At 74.1% G+C, this 20186-nt stretch carries 14 protein-coding genes; 4 read left to right on the forward strand and 10 right to left on the reverse strand.

All coding sequences use genetic code 11. From position 1 onward, the window contains the following. Window positions 1–147 precede the first annotated feature (147 nt). Complete coding sequence (locus SXIN_RS01365) at window positions 148–2628, forward strand: glycoside hydrolase family 31 protein (protein WP_095756447.1); 2481 nt, start codon at window positions 148–150, stop codon at window positions 2626–2628. Between the two features lie 84 nt (window positions 2629–2712). Here the strand turns inward: SXIN_RS01365 and SXIN_RS01370 are convergent, their stop codons facing one another. Continuing rightward, window positions 2713–3255 (reverse strand): NUDIX domain-containing protein, encoded by a 543-nt coding sequence (locus tag SXIN_RS01370; RefSeq protein ID WP_420341030.1) that lies wholly within the window; start codon window positions 3253–3255, stop codon window positions 2713–2715. 437 nt (window positions 3256–3692) lie between these two features. Between SXIN_RS01370 and SXIN_RS01375 the strand changes: the two genes are divergently transcribed. Then, window positions 3693–4553, forward strand: a complete 861-nt coding sequence (locus SXIN_RS01375) for a M15 family metallopeptidase (protein ID WP_420341031.1) — start codon at window positions 3693–3695, stop codon at window positions 4551–4553. 312 nt (window positions 4554–4865) lie between these two features. Here the strand turns inward: SXIN_RS01375 and SXIN_RS01380 are convergent, their stop codons facing one another. The 9 genes from SXIN_RS01380 to SXIN_RS01420 all read right to left on the reverse strand — a co-directional run bounded on the left by SXIN_RS01380 (window position 4866) and on the right by SXIN_RS01420 (window position 17941). Further along, window positions 4866–5474 (reverse strand): GTP-binding protein, encoded by a 609-nt coding sequence (locus tag SXIN_RS01380; protein WP_019708246.1) that lies wholly within the window; start codon window positions 5472–5474, stop codon window positions 4866–4868. 301 nt (window positions 5475–5775) lie between these two features. Next, window positions 5776–7497 carry a sensor histidine kinase gene (locus SXIN_RS01385; protein ID WP_019708245.1) on the reverse strand — a complete coding sequence of 574 codons (1722 nt, stop codon included), beginning with the start codon at window positions 7495–7497 and terminating at the stop codon, window positions 5776–5778. Between the two features lie 82 nt (window positions 7498–7579). After that, window positions 7580–8371, reverse strand: a complete 792-nt coding sequence (narI, locus tag SXIN_RS01390) for a respiratory nitrate reductase subunit gamma (RefSeq protein ID WP_019708244.1) — start codon at window positions 8369–8371, stop codon at window positions 7580–7582. Further along, entirely contained in the window at window positions 8368–9009 is a 642-nt protein-coding gene (gene narJ, locus SXIN_RS01395) for a nitrate reductase molybdenum cofactor assembly chaperone (RefSeq protein WP_019708243.1), read from the reverse strand. Before narJ ends, narI begins: the two co-directional genes overlap by 4 nt. Then, window positions 9006–10781, reverse strand: a complete 1776-nt coding sequence (gene narH / locus SXIN_RS01400) for a nitrate reductase subunit beta (RefSeq protein WP_019708242.1) — start codon at window positions 10779–10781, stop codon at window positions 9006–9008. Before narH ends, narJ begins: the two co-directional genes overlap by 4 nt. Beyond that, a complete protein-coding gene (locus tag SXIN_RS01405) occupies window positions 10781–14533 on the reverse strand; it encodes a nitrate reductase subunit alpha (RefSeq protein WP_019708241.1) in 3753 nt (1250 codons plus the stop codon). The genes narH and SXIN_RS01405 overlap by 1 nt, the downstream gene beginning before the upstream one ends. A 185-nt stretch (window positions 14534–14718) precedes the next feature. Beyond that, on the reverse strand, window positions 14719–15222 hold the full coding sequence (locus SXIN_RS01410; protein WP_019708240.1) for a hemerythrin domain-containing protein: 504 nt from the start codon (window positions 15220–15222) through the stop codon (window positions 14719–14721). A gap of 83 nt (window positions 15223–15305) precedes the next feature. Then, window positions 15306–16544, reverse strand: a complete 1239-nt coding sequence (locus tag SXIN_RS01415) for an MFS transporter (protein WP_019708239.1) — start codon at window positions 16542–16544, stop codon at window positions 15306–15308. 611 nt (window positions 16545–17155) lie between these two features. Beyond that, complete coding sequence (locus SXIN_RS01420; RefSeq protein WP_019708238.1) at window positions 17156–17941, reverse strand: DUF2249 domain-containing protein; 786 nt, start codon at window positions 17939–17941, stop codon at window positions 17156–17158. A 68-nt stretch (window positions 17942–18009) separates the two neighbouring features. On the opposite strand from SXIN_RS01420, the gene SXIN_RS01425 reads away from it, so the two are divergent. After that, a complete protein-coding gene (locus tag SXIN_RS01425) occupies window positions 18010–18765 on the forward strand; it encodes a helix-turn-helix transcriptional regulator (RefSeq protein ID WP_095756449.1) in 756 nt (251 codons plus the stop codon). Continuing rightward, window positions 18762–20150 carry a hypothetical protein gene (locus SXIN_RS01430; RefSeq protein ID WP_192883539.1) on the forward strand — a complete coding sequence of 463 codons (1389 nt, stop codon included), beginning with the start codon at window positions 18762–18764 and terminating at the stop codon, window positions 20148–20150. The genes SXIN_RS01425 and SXIN_RS01430 overlap by 4 nt, the downstream gene beginning before the upstream one ends. Window positions 20151–20186 lie beyond the last annotated feature (36 nt).

Raw genomic sequence — 20186 nt, forward strand, 5'->3', positions numbered from 1 at the left:
CCGGGCCGGGTTGCGGTCCGTGCGGAGCGGAGGGGCGCCGTCGTGGCGACGGCGGTCCGGGGGCTCGGTCAAGGTGTGGTGAACGACAGTTGAACAAAGGACATCCGGGCTCTCCCCACCGGTCGGCCGAGTGGCAGTCTGAGCAGCATGGATGCGCGTGGCCTGGTGCGGTCGGTGGGGGTGCTGGGGACGGCCCGGGGTGTGCGGTCGGTCCGGTCGGCGTGGCGCCGGAGCCGGGCCGACGCGGCGGCGCTGCCGCGCCCGGGGGCGGAGCGGGCCCGGGTACCGGGGGCGGCCGTGGGCGCGGAGCCGCGGCCCGGTGGCGGGGTGGTGCGGTTCGCGCGGTCCTCGCTGCTGGTGCGGGTGACGGTGGGCGGCGCGGTGTTCTGCGGCTGGGACGGCGCCGGGCCGGAACCGTCGTACGGGCTGGCGCACGGCTGCCCGGCGGCCGACGCCCGGGCGGAGCTGGAGCCCGACACGGAGGGCGGCTGGCGGGTGGTCTCCGAGCGGATGACCGTGGCGGTCTCGCGTCTCGGCGCGGTGGAGTTCCGGACGCCGGGCGGGGTGGTGCTGCGGCGGGATCTGCCGCCGCGCTGGTGGGACCCGGCGGATGCGGGGGACGCGGGAAGCGCGGGGGACGCCGGGGGCACCCCTCCGGGTGCGGGCGGGTCCCGCTGGACCCAGTGTTCCCGGGTGGCGGCGGACGCGCGGTTCTTCGGCCTGGGCGGCCGCGCGGCGGGGCCGCGGCTGGCCGGCGGCCCGTACCGGCTCTGGAACACGGCCCCCGGCGGGGCGTTCGGGCCGGGGAACGACCCGCTGCCGGTGACGATGCCGGTGCAGCTGGTCGTCGCGGACGCGGGGACCCATCTGGTCTTCCACGACAACTCCTGGAACGGCTGGGTGCGGCTGCGGGAGGGCGCCGAGGGCGCGGGGTCCGGGCACGACCGGCCGGGCAGCTGCGAACTGCGGTTCGACGGCGGTCCGGTGCGCTCCTGGACGGTGGTGGGCGGCCCGGCCCGGGTGCTGCGCGGCTGGACGGCGCTCACCGGCGCGCCCGCGCTCCCGCCGGGCTGGGCGTTCGGGCACCAGCACGCGTACGACGCGTCCGGCGGCGGGGGCGGGGAGGGCGCGCCGGCGGTGGCGGCGGCGTACCGGGAGCTCGGGCTGCCGCTATCGGCCCTGCATGTGGACTCCCCCGGTCTTCCGGCGCAGCGGAAGGCCGGGCACGGGTCCGCCCACGGGACGGCCGGGAGCGACGGCCACGGAACGCGGCTCGGTCCCGGGTCCGGGTCCGGGTCCGCGACCGGCCCGGGCGCCGGCTCCGGCCCCGGCGCGGAGACGGTCCGGCTCGTGGCGGCCGTCCGGCCCGGGGTGCGCGCGGAGCGCGGCGATCCCGCGTACGACAGCGGGGTGGCCGCCGGTGTCTTCGTGCGGGACGCCAGGGGCCGGAAGGTGCGGGGCCTGGTCGGGGCCGGGGACGCGGTGTTCCCCGACTTCACCGATGTCCGGGTGCGCAAGTGGTGGGGCGGCCTCCTGGAGGAGCTGCTGCCGCGCGGTACCGCCGGTCTCTGGCTGGACGGGAACGAACCGCTGTCCCTGGCGGCGTTCGGTGACGCCACGCTGCCGCTGTCGGCGCGGCACGCGCTGGACGGGCGGGAGGGCGACCACCGGGAGGCGCACAACGTCTACGGCCTGCTGATGGCACGGGCCGCTTACGAGCACCTGTTCGAACTGCGCCCGCAGGAGCGGCCGTTCCTCGTCTCCCGTGCGGGGTGGGCGGGCAGCCAGCGCTACGGGGGCGTGGTGGCGGGCCCGGCGGTGGCGGACTGGAGTGGGCTGCGGGCGTCACTGTCGCTGGTGCTCGGTCTGGGGCTGTGCGGGGTGCCGTACTGCGGGCCGGACGTGGGCGGCGGTGAGCCGCTGCCGCCGGAGCTGTACCTGCGCTGGTTCCAGCTGGCCGCGTATCTGCCGCTGTTCCGCACCCGGTCACCCGGCGGCCCCGGTGCGGCGGCGCCGGGCCGGCCGCGGGGGCCGTGGGAGGCGGCGCCCTGGGTGCTGGAGCACGCCCGGGCCGCGCTGGCCGGGCGCGAGCGGCTGCTGCCGTACTTCCTGACGCTGGCGCGGATCGCGCGGCGCACCGGGGCCCCGTATGTGCGTCCGCCGTGGTGGGGCTCGCCGGGTGACCGGCGGTTGCGGGACTGCGGGGACACGTTCCTGCTGGGCGACGCGCTGCTGGTCGCACCGGTGCTCGAGCCGGGGGCCGTCCGGCGGGCGGTGCGGCTGCCGCGCGGGCGCTGGTACGACACGGTGACCGAAGACATGTACGAAGGGCCGGGGACCGTGGTGCTGGAGGCGCCGCTGTCGCGGATCCCGCTGCTGGCGCGGGCGGGCGCGGTGCTGCCGGTGGCGTCGCCGGCGGGCGGGGTGGAGCTGGAGGTGTGGGCCCCGGCACCGGGGCGGACGGGACGCGGGGTGTTCGCGGCGGGCACGGGTGACGGTGCGGAGCGTTCCCGGTTCGAGCGGTTCACCACCCGGCGTGACGGCGGGCGGGTGGTGGTCGAGCGGGAGGGCGGCGGTGAGATCGGGCTGCCGCTGCGGATCCGCGGGCTGCCGGCGGCGGAGAGCTGAGCGGGCGGGTTCCCGGGCCCGCGGCCGGTGCCGTTCGGGGCTGCCGTGGGGCGCCGCCCCGCCGCCCGGGGCGCCCGTGCCCCGTCAGAGCGGCGCGTAGCGGTAGCGGCCCACGAACCAGCCGCGGACGGCCTCCGTGTGCAGAGGGAAGGCCAGTTCGGCGGGGGCACTCAGGATCTGCCAGCCGTCGGTCTCGTCGGTGGGGGCGGACGGCGGCAGGTCCGCTTCATCGCGTTCGGGCAGCAGCCCGAAGACCAGCAGGTGCCCGCCGGGGGAGCTGAGGACGTCCGCCAGGCGCACCTCCCGTGCGGCGGCCTCGATTCCGGTCTCCTCGCGGAGCTCGCGGACGACGGCGGCACGCCAGTCCTCACCGTGGTCGATGAATCCGCCCGGCAGGGCGAGCAGGCCGCGCCCGGGCTCGATGGCACGGCGGACCACGGCCGGCCCCACGCCGCCGGACCGGCCTCCGCCCGCCGTACGGACGGGAAGCAGGGCCACCGCGACCGGCAGCGGATTGCGGTAGGAGACGTTTCCGCAGTTCGCGCAGGTACGGGGCCATCCGGTGCCGGGCGGGAAGGCGGCACCGCAGAAGGAACAGTGGGAATCCGGACGCGGCTCGGTGATCACGGGCGGACTGTAGCGGACGCGGCGGGTTCCCCGGGCGGCTCCCCGGGGTCCGGTCCGCCCCGGCCGCAGGCGTTTGGGCGGTGGGTGGCGGGTACCCCGCAGGGTGAGCGATGCCGGTCACCGGCCCCGGCGGGCACCGGGCGCGGCCGGGGTACGCGCGGGGCGCGCTCCCCGGCGGCCGGCGCGCTTGCGGGTGCTCCCGGGCGTCCCGGGTTCCGTCCCGCACGCCGGGTCCCGGCCCCGGCCACCGGGACACGCGAACCGTGACCGGCGGGGACGCGACGGCGGGCGCCGAACGCCGTGCCCGCGGTGCGCCGGCACGGTCTCCGAGGAAGACGCGCCGTGGTTCTCCGGAGGTGTGCACCGGTGCGGTTTCCCCATGGGCGCCGGTGCGGTAAGGACAGCACATGTCTCAACTCCTGTGTCCCGGAGGTCTCGTGTCCCGTTCCGGTGTACGTGCCCGGCCGGTGGCGGCGGCCGCCGCCCTGCTCGTCCTGGCCGCCGGCGCGCCCGCCGCCTCGGCCGCCCCCTCTGCCGCACCGCCCGCCGCCACCGGCCCGGACCGGGGCCGGGAGCCGCGCGCGCCCCGGGAGTTCGTCGATCTGCGGTCCGTCGACCGGACGGTTCTGCACGACATCCGCTACGCCACCCGGCACAACTTCGTCGGCGACCGGATCGACGGCTACCGCGAGCCGCTGTGCCTCCTCACCGAGCCGGCCGCCCGGGCGCTGAAGAAGGCCCAGCGCGCCTTCCGGGCGCGCGGTTACTCCCTGAAGGTCTACGACTGCTACCGCCCGCAGCGGGCGGTCGACCATTTCGTGCGCTGGGCCGGGGACCCCGGCGACCAGCGCATGAAGCGGGAGTTCTACCCGGAGGTCGACAAGTCCCGGCTGTTCGAGGACGGCTACATCGCCGAGCGTTCCGGGCACAGCCGCGGCAGCACCGTCGACCTCACCCTGGTGCGGCTGCCCGCCGGGAAGACCGGCCCCTACCGGCCCGGCGAGCCGCTGGTGCCGTGCACCGCGCCGCGCGAGGAGCGGTTCCCGGACAACTCCGTGGACATGGGCACCGGTTACGACTGCTTCGACCCCCTCTCCCACACCCTCGACGAGCGTGTCCGGGGCGAGCAGCGGCGGAACCGGCTGCTGCTCAAGAAGGGGCTGGAGCGGGCGGGCTTCGTCAACTATCCCAAGGAATGGTGGCATTACACGTACCAGCCCGAGCCGTTCCCCGACAGCTATTTCGACTTCCCCGTGGACCGGCGCTCGCTGTCCGGCCGCGGCCGTGCGGAGGAGTAGCCCGGCGGGAGGGCACGTCCTCCCCGGTGTTCAGCGGCCCTCACCCGTGGTGGGGCGTGTCGCGGAGTCGCAGGTCACGATGAGCGTCCCGGCCTCGGGGGGAGATCCCGGCAGCGCACTCGACCGCGTCGGGGCGAGGCCCGGAGACATGTCCGTCCATGACGGCGGTGTGGGTCGGGGTGGTCCCCGTGGTCGGGAACCCGCGCGGCCGTGTCGGGCACGGGGAGGGACGCCCCTGGGGTGACCGGGGGCGCCGACCGGTCCGCCCCGCTCGGTGCCCGGCGGAGGCCGGTACGGGCGGGCGGCGGCCCGTCAGGTGGTGACGGGCTCCGGCTGGTCGGAGGCGAAGGCCATGGCGTGCTCGACGACGGAGATCAGCACCTCCTTGGCGGAGGCGCGCTCCCGGACGTCGCAGAGGATCACCGGGGTGCCGGGGGTGAGGTCGAGGGCCTCGCTGACCACCTCGGGCGGGTAGCGGTCGGCGCCGTCGAAGCAGTTGACGGCGACGGTGAACGGGATGCCGCGGCGCTCGAAGTAGTCGACGGCGGCGAAGCTGTCGCTCAGCCGGCGGGTGTCGGCGAGGACGACGGCGCCCAGGGCGCCCTGGGCCAGTTCGTCCCAGAGGAACCAGAACCGGTCCTGCCCGGGGGTGCCGAAGAGGTACAGCACCAGATCGTCGCGGAGCGAGATCCGGCCGAAGTCCATGGCGACGGTGGTGGTGCGCTTGCCCTCGACGCCTTCGAGGGAGTCCACCGGCCGCCCGACCTCGGTGAGCATCTCCTCGGTGCGCAGCGGCTTGATCTCGCTCACCGTGCTCACCAGGGTCGTCTTGCCGACGCCGAAGCCGCCCGCCACCAGGATTTTCAGCGTGACGGGCTCGACGGCGGCCGCGCTGCGGCGTTCAGAACGCCCGAAGACCATCGATCTGTTCCTCCGTGTCATAGGGGACGCAGGCCGGAGTGGTTCCGCGGGGCCGCCGGACCGGCCGTCCGGCGCCCGCGGGCCGGGTCTCCGGCCGCGGTGACGGATCGGCGCCGCGGTACGCGGAACCGGGCAACTCCCCCGGGGCATGCGATCGTTCCCGATGGACTGTAGTCCGGGCAAGTGTCCGGCGTGTCACCGCCTCCGGTGATACGGGGCCCGGCGCTGGGCCGGACAGGGGGCGTGCCGGACATCGAGGGATTCGCCGGGCACGGCGCCGGGCGGCCGGGCCCGGCCGCGGTCAGTCCGTCTCCAGCGGCACGCGCCAGGTGATGGTCGTGCCGCCGCCCGGCGTACCGGTCAACTCGAAGGAACCGCCGAGCTGTTCGGCCCGCTCGGTGAGGTTGCGGAGTCCGCTGCGGCGGCCCTCCTCCGCGGGGATGCCCACCCCGTTGTCGGAGACCGACAGGACGAGTTCCGTGGAGGTCACCTTGACGGCGACGTCGGTGCGGGTGGCCTGGGCGTGCCGGGCGGCGTTGGACAGGGCCTCCCCGAGGACGGCGACCGCGTGGTCGGCCACCTGGCGGGGCACCTGGGTGTCGAGCAGGCCCTCCATGCGCAGGCTCGGCGGGAAGCCCATGGGCCCGGCGATCTCGCCGACCGCCTGCGCGATCCGGGCCCGCAGGTTGTGGCCCTCTCCCGGCTGGCGGGAGCGCAGGCCGAAGATCGTCGAACGGATGATCTTGATGGTCTCGTCCAGGTCGCCCACCGCCCGCACCACGCGCTCCGAGGCGCCTTCGTGCTCGATGAAACGGGCGGCGCTCTGCAGGGTCATCCCGGTGGCGAAGAGCCGCTGGATGGCGAGGTCGTGCAGGTCCCTCGCGATCCGGTCGCGGTCCTCCAGCAGCGCGATCTGCTCGGCGTCCTGCTGCCGCTCGGCGAGCTCCATCGCCACCGCGGCCTGTCCGGCGAAGCCCAGCAGCGGCTCCGTCTCCTGGTCGCTGAAGGCGAGCCGGTCCTTCTCCCGGACGAGGAGGAGCACGCCGCGGACGCCGGTGGCGGTGCCGATGGGCACGGCCACCGCCGGGCCGAGGCCGATGAACCGTTCCGGCCCGGCGGAGATCCTGGGGTCGCCGGCGGCGTCGGCGCTGGTGACGGGGATGGCTTCGCGGAAGGCGAGCCCGCACAGGCTGGACTCGATGGGCAGCACCAGACCGCGGTGGACGTCCGACTCGCGGCCGATCGCCAGTTCCACGGAGAGATTGGCCCCGTCGCCGACCGGCAGGGCGACGACGGCCAGGACGGAGGAGGTTATCTCCCGGGCGCGCTCGGCGATCCTGCCGAGCACCTCGCCGCGGGGCCGGCCGGAGAGCAGTTCGTAGGTGACCTCGCCGCTCGCCCGCAGCCAGCGCTCGCGCTGCCGTGACTCCTCGTACAGCCGGGCGTTGTCGATGGCCACACCGGCCGCGACGGCGAGGGTGGACAGGACGGCCTCGTCCTCGTCGTCGAACTGCCCGCCGCCGCGCTTCTCGGTGAGGTACAGATTGCCGAAGACCTTGCCGCGGACCCGGATGGGGGTGCCGGCGAAGCTGTTCATCGGCGGGTGGTTGGCGGGGAAGCCGTAGGAGGCGGAGTGGTCGGAGAGCTTGGCCAGCCGCAGCGGTTCCGGGTTGCGGATGAGCTCGCCCAGGATGCCGTGGCCTGCGGGGTACGGGCCGATGGCGGCGATCTCCTCCTCGCTGAGGCCGACCGTGAGGAATTTCACCAGCCCCTTGCCGTCCTCGCTGATCACGCCGAGGGCCGCGTACTCGGCGTCGACCAGGGCCGCGGCCGCCTCGACGATGCGCTGGAGCACCCCCTCCAGATCGAGCTCCCGCCCGACCGAGAGCACGGCCTCCAGCAGGTGGTGGACCCGGTCCCGGGTGCCCCGGGCGGCGTCGATCCGGGCCTGCAGCTCCTCCAGCAGTTCGTCCAGCCGCAGCTGCGGCAGCCGCACCACACCGCTGTCCTCGGCGCTTCCCACCCTGTGCTCACCTCCACATGGTCCCGGCGGGCCGAACGCCGGCCGGGGTCACGCCCCCCACGGTATCCGGACCAGCGGAGCTTCAGACACGCTCCCACCCGCGCCGGGGCCGGCGGGAGCCCATCTGGACGTCGCGGCTGCGGTAGACGATGTACGGACGGGTGAGGTAACCGAGCGGCGCGGTGAGCATGTGCACGAGCCGGGTGAAGGGCCAGGCGGCGAAGAGGGCCAGCGCGCTGAGGGCGTGCAGCTGGAAGAGCACGGGTGCGCCGGCCATCAGGGCGGGGTCGGGCTGGAAGAAGAAGATGCCGCGGAACCAGGGCGAGATGGTGGTGCGGTAGTCGTAGCCGCCGCCGACGACGTTCGCGGCCACGGTGGCGACGAGCCCCAGGACGATGGCGAGCACCAGCAGCAGGTACATGAACTTGTCGTTGCGCGTGGTGGCCAGGAAGACGGGGCCGACGGTGCGCCGCCGGTAGACGAGGATGGCGATGCCGGCGAGGGTGCTGATCCCGGCGATGGTGCCCAGCACCACGGCCGTGACGTGATAGGTGTGCTCGCTGATCCCGGCGGCCTCGGTCCAGCTCTTGGGGATCACCAGCCCGCCGATGTGGCCGATGAGCACCACCAGGATGCCGAAGTGGAAGAGCGGGCTGCCGATCCGCAGCAGCCGGCTCTCGTGGAGCTGGGAGGAGCGGGTGGTCCAGCCGAACTTGTCGTAGCGGTAGCGCCAGACGTGCCCGGCGACGAACATCGTCAGGGCGATGTACGGCAGCACCACCCAGAGGAAGATCTCCAGGGCGCCGGACTCCCCCACGGCGGTCTCGGCGGCCAGGGCGCGCAGGGGCCCGGGGGTCGTGGCGGGGGGCATCATCGGCGGCCTCCGACGGGGTCGGGCATGAACTGCGGGGGTGTGAAGGGGGCCAGGCCGACCTCTTCCTCGGGCGGGCCCTCGGCGGCGAGCCGGGCGACGGCCTCCCGCTCGTCCCCGCGGAGCGCGGGCAGGGTGGCCGAGACGGAGTCCAGGACGTGCGCCCAGGGCGCCTCGCTGTCGCGCAGGGCGAGGCGCAGCAGTTCCAGCCCGGCGCGGTGGTCGAGAAGCAGCTTCCGGCCGGCCTCCGGGTGCTGGGCGGCGAATTCCAGGACGACGGCGAGGTGGTCGGGGAGTTCGTCGTCGGTGAGGCGCAGGCCGGCCCGGGCGTAGGTCTGCTTCAGCCGGAGGAGGGCGACGCCGCGCTTCCGGGTGTCGCCGTGGGCGTAGTACGTGAGGAAGGGGCAGCAGCGCTTGCGGTGGTCGAAGACGGATACGTAGTCGGCGGCCAGCGCGGTGAGCGGGGTGGCGCCGGCGTGGTCGAGGAAGCGGAGGAGCGGGGCGGCGGCCGCCTTCGGCAGGGCCCCGGCGGCCCGCCGGGCGAGCCGGGTGTGCTCCGGGAAGCCGTCCTCCGGGTAGGCCAGCAGCAGGGACTGCACCTGCCAGGCCACCGGGATCCAGGGGGTGACGGAACCGTTCACGGCCGGTCCTCCTTGCGTTCGGGGCCGCCGGCGGCGTCCGGGCCGCCGGAGCCGGTGCCGGACGTCTCCGGGCCGCCGGAGGTGTTCGGGGAGGAACCGCGTTCATCGCTCTCCGGCGGGAAGAGTCCCTCGGGGTTCCCCTTGCCGTCCCAGTTGAGGAGGTTGACCCGGGCGGTCTTGTCCTGGGGGGAGGCGACGCTGTCGGCGGTCTGCCGGTCGCGCAGCGCCTGGAAGTTCTCCACGGCGATGGGGCTGGCGCCGCCGGACGCCTCGCCGAAGGGCCCGGAGCCGCTCGGCAGTCCCGCGCCGCCCATGCCGGGGCCGCCCTCGTAGTCGAGGCTGCACTCGGTGGCGAGCTCCTCCAGGCTGTGCGCCTGCTCCGCGTGGGCGGGCGGGATGACGTAGCGCTCGTCGTACTTGGCGAGGGCCAGCAGCCGGTACATGTCGTACATCTGCTCCTCGCCCATGCCGACGGCGGCGGGGATGGAGCCGTCCGGGTCGCGGCCGAGGTTGATGTCGCGCATGTAGGCGCGCATGGCGGCCAGCCGGCGCAGGACCGCGTCGACCGGGGCCGGGTCGCCGGCGGTGAAGAGCTGGGCGAGGTAGTCGACGGGGATGCGGAGCGCGTCGATGGCGGCGAAGAGGTTGCCGGAGTCCTCGGCGTCGTAGCCGGTGTCGCGGACGACGTCGACGACCGGGGAGAGCGGCGGGATGTACCAGACCATGGGCATGGTGCGGTACTCGGGGTGCAGCGGCAGGGCCACCTTGTAGGTGTTGATGAGGGCGTGGATCGGGGAGCGCTGGGCGGCCTCGATCCAGTCGCGCGGGATGTCCGCCTTCTCGGCCTCGGCGATGACCTCCGGGTCGTTCGGGTCGAGGAACACCTCGCGCTGGGCCTCGTAGAGCCCGGTGTCGTCGGGGGTGGAGGCGGCTTCGAGGACCTTGTCGGCGTCGTAGAGCATCAGGCCGATGTAGCGGAGCCGGCCGACGCAGGTCTCGGAGCAGACGGTGGGCAGTCCGACCTCGACGCGCGGGAAGCAGAAGGTGCACTTCTCGGCCTTGCCGGTGCGGTGGTTGAAGTAGATCTTCTTGTACGGGCAGCCGGTGACGCACATCCGCCAGCCGCGGCAGCGGTCCTGGTCGACCAGGACGATGCCGTCCTCCTCCCGCTTGTAGATGGCGCCGGAGGGGCAGGAGGCGGCGCAGGACGGGTTGAGGCAGTGCTCGCAGATGCGCGGCAGGTAGAACATGAAGGTCTCTTCGAACTGGAACTTGACCTTCTCCTCGATGCCGGCGAGGAGCACGTCCTTGTCGCCGTGGTCGGGGGAACCGCCGAGGTCGTCGTCCCAGTTCGCCGACCAGCTGATCTTCATGTCCTTGCCGGTGATCAGCGACTTGGGGCGGGCGACGGGGGTGTGCTCCTGGAGCGGGGCGTTGGTGAGCGTCTCGTAGTCGTACGTCCAGGGCTCGTAGTAGTCGTCGAGGCTGGGGAGCTTGGGGTTGGAGAAGATGGTGATGAGCTTCTTGAACCGGCTGCCGGCCTTGAGCCCGAGCCGGCCGCGCTTGTTGAGCTCCCAGCCGCCGCGCCAGGTCTCCTGGTCCTCGTAGCGGCGGGGGTAGCCCTGGCCGGGGCGGGTCTCGACGTTGTTGAACCAGACGTACTCGACGCCGCTGCGGTTGGTCCACGCCTGCTTGCAGGTGACGGAGCAGGTGTGGCAGCCGATGCACTTGTCGAGGTTCATCACCATCGCCATCTGTGCCATGACGCGCATCAGTACTGCACCTCCTGGCCGCGGCGGCGGATGACGGTGACCTCGTCGCGCTGGTTGCCGGTGGGGCCCAGATAGTTGAAGGCATAGCTCAACTGGGCGTAGCCGCCGATGAGATGGGTGGGTTTGACCAGCAGCCGGGTGAGCGAGTTGTGGATGCCGCCGCGCCGCCCGGTGGTCTCGGTGCGGGGCACGTCGATGAGCCGGTCCTGTGCGTGGTGCATGTAGACGGTGCCCTCCGGCATCCGGTGGGAGACGATGGCGCGGGCGGTGACGACGCCGTTGCGGTTGACCGCCTCGATCCAGTCGTTGTCGTGGATGCCGAGCTTGGCCGCGTCCTCCTGGGCCATCCAGATGTTCTGCCCGCCCCGGGAGAGGGAGAGCATGAAGAGGTTGTCCTGGTACTCGGAGTGGATCGACCACTTGTTGTGCGGGGTGAGGTAGCGAAGCGTCAGGCCGGCCTCGCTCTGCTCGCCGAGCCGGGGCTCGTCGAACAGGGCGTGCATGTTGAGCGGGGGCCGGTAGACGGGCATCCACTCGCCGAGTTCGGCGATCCAGTCGTGGTCGAGGAAGAAGTGCTGGCGGCCGGTGAGGGTGTGCCAGGGCTTCAGCCGTTCGACGTTGATGGTGAAGGGCGAGTAGCGGCGGCCGCCGGACTCGGAGCCGGACCACTCCGGGGAGGTGATGACGGGCACGGGCGCGGCCTGGGTGTCGGCGAAGGTGACCTGCTTGCCCTCGTGTTCGCCGGCCAGGTCGGCGAGCTGGGTGCCGGTGCGGGTCTCGACCTGGCGGAAGCCCTGGGTGGCGAGATGGCCGTTGGTGGTGCCGGAGAGGGCGAGGATCGCCTCGCACGCCTGGACGTCGCGGGCGATGACGGGGCGGCCGTCGGCGGGGCCGCCGCGGACCGTGCCGTTCTTCTTCCGCAGGTACTCCAGTTCCCGTTCGTAGTGGAAGGTGACGCCCTTCGTGGTGGCGCCCAGGGTGTCCAGGAGGGGGCCGAGGGCGGTCATCTTGTCGGCGACGGCCGTGTAGTCGCGTTCGACGGTGATGAGCTTGGGCATGGTGCGGCCGGGGACGGGCTCGCACTCCCCCGCCTTCCAGTCGCGGACCCGGCCGTGCGGGTTGGCCATCTCGTCCGGGGTGTCGTGCAGCAGGGGGGCCGCGACCACGTCCTTGACGGTGCCGAGGTGGCCGGCGGCGAGGGTGCTGAAGGACTTGGCGATGCTGTTGAACGCGTCCCAGTCCGTCCGGGTCTGCCACGGCGGCGGGATCGCCGGGTTGAAGGAGTTCACGAACGGGTGCATGTCCGTGGTGTTGAGGTCGTGCTTCTCGTACCAGGTCGCGGCGGGCAGCACCACGTCGGAGTAGAGGGTGGTGCTGGTCATCCGGAAGTCGAGGGTGAGCAGCAGGTCGAGCTTGCCGGTGGGAGCCTCCTCGTGCCAGGTGACGTCGCGGGGGCGGGCGCCGGGCGGGGCCTCGGTGGCGCGGACGGATGAGTCGGCGCCGAGGAGGTGCTTGAGGAAGTACTCGTTGCCCTTGGCGGAGGAGCCGAGGAGGTTGGCCCGCCAGATGGTGAGGACGCGCGGGAAGTTCTCGGGCGCGTCCGGGTCCTCGCCGGCGAAGCGGAGGTTGCCGGACTTCAGTTCGCCGACGATGTGCTCGGCGGGTTCGCGGCCGGCGGCGGCCGCCTCCTCGGCGAGGGTGATCGGGTTGCGGTTGAAGGTGGGGTAGGACGGCATCCACCCCATCCGGGCGGACTGCGCGATGACGTCGGCCGTGGACTTGCCGGTGAAGCTGCCGCCGGCCGTGGTGGCGGAGAGGGCGTCGGCGCCGAAGGGGTCGTAGCGGAACTGGTCGGAGTGGAGGTACCAGTACGCGGTCTGGATCATCTGCCGGGCGGGCCGGTTCCAGTCGGAGGCCGTGGCCAGGGCGGAGTAGCCGGTGATGGGCCGGACCTTCTCCTGGCCGACGTAGTGCGCCCAGCCGCCGCCGTTGACGCCCTGGCAGCCGGTGAGGGTGGTCAAGGTGAGGAAGGCGCGGTAGATGGTGTCGGAGTGGAACCAGTGGTTGGTGCCCGCGCCCATGACGATCATCGAACGGCCGCGGGACTCCTCGGCGTTGGCCGCGAACTCCCGGGCGATGCGGGCCGCCTGCTCCCCCGGCACTCCGGTGATCCTCTCCTGCCAGGCCGGGGTGTACGGCTGTTCGGTGTCCGCGTAGCCGGTGGGCCACTCGCCGGGCAGGCCCGGGCGGCTCACGCCGTACTGGGCCAGCAGCAGGTCGTAGACCGTCGTCACCAGGCGGCCGCCGATCCGGCGGACGGGGACGCCGCGGCGCAGCCGGCCCGCCGAGCCGTCGGGGGTGTCGAAGCGGACGAGGTCGACCTCCACCGGCGCTTCGCCGCCGCCGTCGGCGCTCAGCAGCGGATCGGTGTCGCCGAGGTCGAGGTTCCAGCGGCCGGCGCCCGACTCGCCGAAGCGGTGGCCCAGGGAGCCGCCGGGCACCACGGGGCGGCCGGTGGCGGCGTCGAGGAGGACGGTCTTGAAGTCGGCGTTCTCGGTCGCGGCCTCCTCACCGTCCAGATCGGCCGCGGTGAGGAACTTGCCGGGCTTGTAGGCGGATCCCCCGGTGCCGCCGGCGCCGGTGCCCTCTCCGGTCTCCTCCAGGGCGACCAGGTAGGGCAGGTCGGTGTAGCGCTTGACGTAGTCGGTGAAGTAGGGGGTGGAGCGGTCGGTGAAGAACTCCTTGAGGACCACGTGGCCCATGGCCATGGCCAGCGCACCGTCGGTGCCGGGGCGGGCGGGCACCCACTCGTCGGCGAACTTGACGTTGTCGGCGTAGTCGGGCGCGACGGCGACGACCTTCTGGCCGCGGTAGCGCGCCTCCGCCATCCAGTGCGCGTCGGGGGTGCGGGTCACCGGGAGGTTGGAGCCCCACATGACGAGGTAGCCGGCGTCCCACCAGTCGCCCGACTCGGGCACGTCGGTCTGGTCGCCGAAGACCTGCGGGGAGGCGACGGGCAGGTCGGCGTACCAGTCGTAGAACGACAGCATGACGCCGCCGACGAGGGAGTAGAAACGGGCGCCGGCGGCGTGGGAGACCATCGACATCGCGGGGATCGGCGAGAAGCCGGCGAGCCGGTCGGGTCCGTACTCCTTGATGGTGTGCACATGGGCGGCGGCGATCAGCTCGGCCGCCTCGGCCCAGCTCGCCCGGACCAGGCCGCCCTTGCCGCGTACGGACTTGTAGCGGCGGGCGCGCTCCGGGTCGGAGACGATGTCGGCCCAGGCGAGCACGGGGTCGCCGAGGCGCTGCTTGGCCTCCCGGTACATCTCCAGCAGCAGGCCGCGGATGTACGGGTAGCGCACGCGGGTGGGCGAGTACGTGTACCAGGAGAAGGCGGCGCCGCGCGGGCAGCCGCGGGGTTCGTACTCCGGGGAGTCGGGGCCCACCGAAGGGTAGTCGGTCTGCTGCGACTCCCAGGTGATGATGCCGTCCTTGACGTACACCTTCCAGGAGCAGGAGCCGGTGCAGTTGACCCCGTGGGTCGAGCGGACCACCTTGTCGTGGCTCCAGCGGTCGCGGTAGAAGTCGTCCGCCTGCCGGCCGCCGATCCGGTGGAGCGTGCGCTTGTCGTTCGAGACCTCGGCGCGGGTGAAGAATCTGCGGGTTCCGACCAGGGCGTCGGCCAGTTCACCGTCCAGGCCCGGTGCCGCGCCTTCCCGGTTCCGTCCCTTGCTCCTCGTCCTCGCCATGGCGTCCTTTTCCCGGGCACGTGTACCCGTGTGTCGTACGGCGGTTTGGAACTGCGAGCTCCGCCGCCACCCAACGACACATCACGCCATGACGCAAGATCCCCGGCCGCGTGTCCACCAACCTCCCGAGGACATCGGCGCTGGTGAACACGGAGGGGAACGGGCCGCTGCCCGGGGGTGTACGGTCAGGCGGCCGGGAGCCGGGTGCCCACCCGGCCGCGCACCGCCTCGACCGCCTCCCACTCCTCGGTCCCCAGCATGGCCAGGGCCGCGGGGAAGACGCCGTCCTGTTCCTTGAGGATGTGGTCGCGCAGGACGGCCAGGGCCTCCTCCAGGCGCCGCGGCCAGGACGGGTCGGCGGGGACCGGGGCGCCGGGGCCGTCCGGGCCCTCCCCGGCGTCCGGGTCGCCGGCCTCGGCGAGGACGGCCTCGATGCGGCGGTGCTCGTCCTCCAGCGCGGCGATCTGCTCCGGGAAGTCCGCGGTGAGCGCGGGGAACAGGCCGTGCTCCTCGACCTCGGTGTGCGGGCCGAGGACACCGGCGATGCGCCGGGCGGTGGCGGCCATGCGGGGCAGGTCGCCGTCGCGGCGGGCCTCCCGCACTTCGGCGATCATGGTGACGACGAGGTCGTGCTCGCGGGTCAGCTCGTCGATGGACGTCAGCGACTGGCAGCCGCAGTACTCGCACATGGGGTCGGCTCCTTCGGTGTGCCGGTGTGCCGGTGTGCCGTGGGGGCGGGGGTACCGGGGGCGGTGGGTTTCCGTGCCGGCGGTCAGGCGCCGTGGCCGGCGATCTCGGCCCGGACCTTGGTGACGGTGTAGAGCAGAGCCGCCGCGGACACCACTGCGAGCAACACCAGACCGATGGCATAACTTCCCGTGGCCCCGTAGACGGCGCCCATCACGAGCGGCGGTACGAAGCCGCCCAGGCCGCCGGCCGCGCCGACCACGCCGGTGACCGATCCGACCCGCTCGGGCGGGGTGATCAGGGCCACCAGGGCGAACACCGCGCCGCTGCCGATGCCCAGGGCCGCGGCCATCGCCAGGAAGGCGATGGTGCCGACCGGCATCAGCTCGGGGGTGAAGGACTGGACGACGGCCCCCGTGATCACCACACCCAGGGCGCCGGCCAGCACGCGCACCGGGCCGAAGCGGTCCGAGAACCAGCCGCCCAGGGGCCGCATGAGCACGGCCAGCAGCACGAATCCGGCCATCCGGTTGGCGGCGTCGGCGGGCTCCAGACCGTAGGCGGTCCTGAGGTAGACCGGCAGATAGACCGAGAAGGCGACGTAGCCGCCGAAGGCCAGCGCGTACAGACCGGACGCCTGCCAGGTCGCGACCAGCCGCGCGGTGACCGCCAGCCGGCTCAGCATGGAGCCGCCGGACACCGTACGGCCCGGGACGTCCCGCAGCAGGAGGATGGCGACGAGCGCGTAGACGGCCAGGACGACGGCCGTGATGACGAAGGGCGCCGCGGTCCCGTACTCCTTGACCAGGTTGACCGTGGTCAGCGCGCTGATCGCGGTGCCGCCCATGCCGGCGCCGAAGACGCCGACGGCCAGACCGCGGCGCTCGGGCGGAAACCAGGAATTGACGAAGGGGACGCCGACGGCGAAGGCCGTTCCGCCGATGCCGAGGAAGAAGCCGCCGATCAGCAGGCCGGCGAAGGTGGTGTGCCCGACCAGTCCCAGGTAGAGGACGGGGACGATGGTCGCGGCGGAGACCAGGGGGAACATGATCCGGCCGCCGTAGCGGTCGGTGAGGGCGCCCACCGGGATGCGGCCGACCGAGCCGACGATCACAGGTACCGCGACGAGCAGCGACTGCTCGAACGAGGAGAGATCCAGGATCTCCTGGAAGCGCGGCCCCAGCGGGCTGAGCAGGGCCCAGGCCCAGAAGTTGAGGGCGAATCCGAGGGTGGCCAGGGTCAGCATCAGCCCGCGCGGCCCGGGTGAGGCTCCGGTGCCGGACGGCGGGGGTGCTGCGGTGGCCGCTCGCGAGGTGTCGTCCATAGGGGTGTCCGCATCCCTCGTGTGGCTGTCAGTGGTCATCGTGTCCCCGGCTGTGGTTCGAAAGGAAGAAGGGCGGGAGAGCTCCGGGGCCGTGGTGGGTGCCGTATGGGTGCCCTCCGGCCGCGGGTGTCATCCCCGTGCGGTCCAGGATCTTCACTCATCCGAAGACCGGTAAGGGACCATTGGGACCGTCGCGAGGGGCCGTGTGGTCTCCGGTTTCCCCGGTGACGTGGGGTCCTGTGGGAGATCGGGCGGCCCGGGGGCGCCTCGCGGGAGGGCGGGTGTCGGCAGGATCACACCGGGCGGGCCGGGGAGCGGGGCGGGACCGGACACCGGGCCGCGCGGGTGTCCGCGGCCGTGAACGACGCGGAGGACGGCGCCGGTTACGCGTGCGCGCGGGGAACGCCGGGAGGTAAGGGGGCGCCGGGGACGCGAGGGCCCGGGGAGGGCGCGGGGTGTAGTGACGGTGCGTCGCGGAGGCAGGAACGGTGCCGGGGGCGTGCTCCCGCATGCGAACGGGCCGCCGAGGGCGGCCCGTTGTACGGGGCCGGCCGAGCCGGGGCCGCCGGGGCATCGGGCGGCGGCCCCGGCGGCTTCGCCGGCCGGGCGTGTCAGCCGTGGCTGAGGCGGAGGCGCCAGGCCTCCGGTCCGCGCTCCAGGTACTCCACCGAGAAGACACCCGGGTTGCGGTCCTCGATCTGGGCCAGCAGCGGCTTGGGGTCGTGCGGGGCGACCAGCACCATCGCCCGGCCGGCCGGGACGGCCCCGAGCGCGCCGAACACGGTGGCGTGACGGATCGCGTGCGGGACCTCGCGGACGTCGAGCTCGGGGTCGGCCTCCTCCTCGGTCTCGCCGCAGGTGCAGTGGCCGCCGCAGCCGCCACCCGCCTCCTCGCCGTCCTCGCCGTGTTCGTGGCCCCCGAGCAGCTCGTGCATCCCCGCGAGCAGCTCCGCCAGCGAGACCTCGGTGGATCCCGCGATCAGCGGAAGGACCAGGTTGTTCTCCTTCTCCAGGTGCTCCTCGAAGAGCACTTGGAGGGCCCGGCCCTCGGCGGCCGCGTGGACCGCGGTGGGCGCGGAGCGGACGGCGGCGACGAGCCCGGCGAGCCGGCGGTGCTCCGCGAGCATGCCGTCGACGAGCAGCCGGGCCTCCTTGGTGCCGTGGGCGGCCGGGTAGAGGGCCTCCTCCTCCGCGGCGGCGTGCGGGAGGAGCTCGCGTTCGCAGAAGGCGGCCAGGCTCGCCCGGGCGGCCTCCGCGCCGGCCGGGTTGCGGGCGGCGGTGTCGAGGAGGACGGAGACCCGTCCGGCCAGCTCACCGGCCAGGTGGGTGTGGTGTGCCTCGACGGCCTCCACGGCGGCGGCGTCCTCGGGGTCCGAGGCGAGGGTGACGGTGTTCATGGCGCTTCCTCCAGCGTTGACGGCCGGCCGGTTCCGGCCGGGTCCGGTGCCTGCAATATACTCCGGACATGTCCGTGAAAAATAAGGGTCCCCAGCCGGGCGGCGGATCGGACGGCCGGCCGCCCCTGTCGCGCCAGCGTGGTGCCGTGCTCCAGCAGCTGCGCGGCCAGGCCGGTTCCGTCACCGTCACGGCGCTGTCCCGGCTCTGCGGCCTGCACACCAACACCGTCCGTGAGCATCTCGACGCGCTGGTCGGCGCCGGGCTGGTGGTGCGCGAGCGCGCCCCGGCCGTCGGCCGCGGCCGTCCCGCCTGGCAGTACCGCGCCCGGCCGCCGCAGCAGTCCGCCGTACGCGAGTACGCCGGGCTGGCCACCGTGCTGGCCGGGCAGATCGCCCGTTCCAGCGCCGATCCGCGGGCGGACGCCCTCGCGGCCGGTGAGGAGTGGGGCCGCGCCCTGCTCTCCGGCGCGGAGCCCGCCCGGTCGCCGGAGGACGCGCGCGGGCGGGTGCTGGACCTGCTGGGCGAGATCGGTTTCGCGCCGGAGCCGGACGAGGACGGCCACGGGGCGCGGCTGCCGCGCTGCCCGTTCATCGAGGCCGTCCGCGAGCACCCGGGCGTGATCTGCTCGGTCCACGCCGGGCTGGCCAGGGGCGGCATGGCGGCGCTGGGCGGCGATGCGGACCAGGTGGAGCTGCTGCCCTTCGCGGAACCCGACGCCTGCCGGCTGCGGCTCGGCGCCCCGCCCGCGGAAGCCGGCGGACCGGCCGAGCCGGCCGGACGCGAGGGGGCCGCCGGCCCGGCGGACGACGGGGGGACCCGGTGAGCGGCCCGGGGCATGCGGAGGCACGGAAGGCCGGGGCGCGGCGGGCCGTCCTGCTGCTGCCCGCCGGACTGGCGCTGCTGCTCGGGCTGAACGCCGCCCTGATGCTGCTGGAGCTGCCCGCGCCGCTCACCGTCGAACGGCTGCCCGAGGTGCACGGCATGCTGCTGGTCCTCGGCTTCGCCGGGACGCTGGTCGCGCTGGAGCGGGCCGTCGCCCTGGGCACCCGCTGGGCGTATCTCTCACCGGCCTGCCTCGGCGCGGGCGGTCTCCTGCTCGCCACACCCGTCGACCTCCGCGCCGGACGGCTGCTGCTGGTGGCCGGTACGGCGCTGCTGCTCGCCCTCTACACCCGTTTCTGGCGGCGCCAGCCCGGCGCCGCGCTGCTGGCTCAGGGGGCGGGCGCGGTGGCCGCGCTCGGAGCGGCGCTGCTGTGGCTGGGCGGGCTCGACGTCCCCCGGCTGCTGCCCTGGCTCGCCGCCTTCCTCGTGCTCACCATCGCCGGTGAGCGGCTGGAACTGGCGCGGGTGGCCCTGCTCGCGCCGCGTACGGAGAACACGTTCCTGGCCGCGGCGGGTGCCGTGCTCACCGGGGCCGTGGTCACCCTGCTGTGGCCGGCGGCCGGCACCGTGCTGCTCGGCGCGGCGCTGCTCGCGCTGGTCGGCTGGCTCACCGTGTACGACGTGGCCCGCCGGATGCTGCGCTCGACGGGCCTGCCGCGCTTCTCGGCCGCCTGCCTGCTGGCCGGCTACGCCTGGCTCGCGCTGGCCGGGGCGCTGTGGCTGCTGGGCGGTCCGGTGGCGGACGGGCCGCGGTACGACGCCGTGGTGCACGCCGTCTTCCTGGGCTTCGTCCTGTCGATGATCATGGCGCACGCGCCGGTGATCCTCCCCGCCGTGCTGCGCCGCCCGCTGCCGTACCACCGGGTGCTGGCGGGGCCGGCCTGGCTGCTCCATCTCTCGCTGGCCCTGCGCGTGCTGGTCGGGGACCTGCGGGAGACCGAGGCGGCCTGGCGGCTCGGCGGGGCGCTGAACGTCGCCGCCGTGCTGCTCTTCGTCGTCTCGGCCGCGACGCTCTCGGTCCGCGCGGGGCGCGCGGGACGCGCGGGACGCGCGCGACCGGGAGGACCGGCGGAAGGGGCGGAGGCCGGGACGGGCGACCACCGCGCCGGGGACCCCGGCGCGGGGGACTCCGGTTCCGTGGGATCCCGTGCCGGCGGCTCCCGTCCCTCCGGCGCGCCACCGGAGCTGGCCGGCGGCACGGCGGCCGGCCCGGGAGACGCCCGCCCCGCTCCCGGCACACCGGATCCCGCCCCGGGCGCACCGGATCCCGCACCCAGCTCACCGGGCCACGGGCCCGGCACCGTACACCCGGAGGTCCCGCGGTGACTCTGCTCTCCTCTGCCCCGTCGCCCGGTCGGCCGC

It is taken from the genome of Streptomyces xinghaiensis S187, from assembly GCF_000220705.2.
Lineage (GTDB): Bacteria > Actinomycetota > Actinomycetes > Streptomycetales > Streptomycetaceae > Streptomyces > Streptomyces xinghaiensis.

What these genes read in the sequence shown, in the direction of transcription:
- SXIN_RS01420 (WP_019708238.1), bottom strand. Translation starts at nt 17,941, where the DNA reads ATGAACACCGTCACCCTCGCCTCGGACCCCGAGGACGCCGCCGCCGTG.
- SXIN_RS01405 (WP_019708241.1), bottom strand. Translation starts at nt 14,533, where the DNA reads ATGGCGAGGACGAGGAGCAAGGGACGGAACCGGGAAGGCGCGGCACCG.
- SXIN_RS01410 (WP_019708240.1), bottom strand. Translation starts at nt 15,222, where the DNA reads ATGTGCGAGTACTGCGGCTGCCAGTCGCTGACGTCCATCGACGAGCTG.
- SXIN_RS01425 (WP_095756449.1), top strand. Translation starts at nt 18,010, where the DNA reads ATGTCCGTGAAAAATAAGGGTCCCCAGCCGGGCGGCGGATCGGACGGC.
- narH (WP_019708242.1), bottom strand. Translation starts at nt 10,781, where the DNA reads ATGCGCGTCATGGCACAGATGGCGATGGTGATGAACCTCGACAAGTGC.
- narI (WP_019708244.1), bottom strand. Translation starts at nt 8,371, where the DNA reads ATGATGCCCCCCGCCACGACCCCCGGGCCCCTGCGCGCCCTGGCCGCC.
- SXIN_RS01365 (WP_095756447.1), top strand. Translation starts at nt 148, where the DNA reads ATGGATGCGCGTGGCCTGGTGCGGTCGGTGGGGGTGCTGGGGACGGCC.
- SXIN_RS01380 (WP_019708246.1), bottom strand. Translation starts at nt 5,474, where the DNA reads ATGGTCTTCGGGCGTTCTGAACGCCGCAGCGCGGCCGCCGTCGAGCCC.
- SXIN_RS01415 (WP_019708239.1), bottom strand. Translation starts at nt 16,544, where the DNA reads ATGGACGACACCTCGCGAGCGGCCACCGCAGCACCCCCGCCGTCCGGC.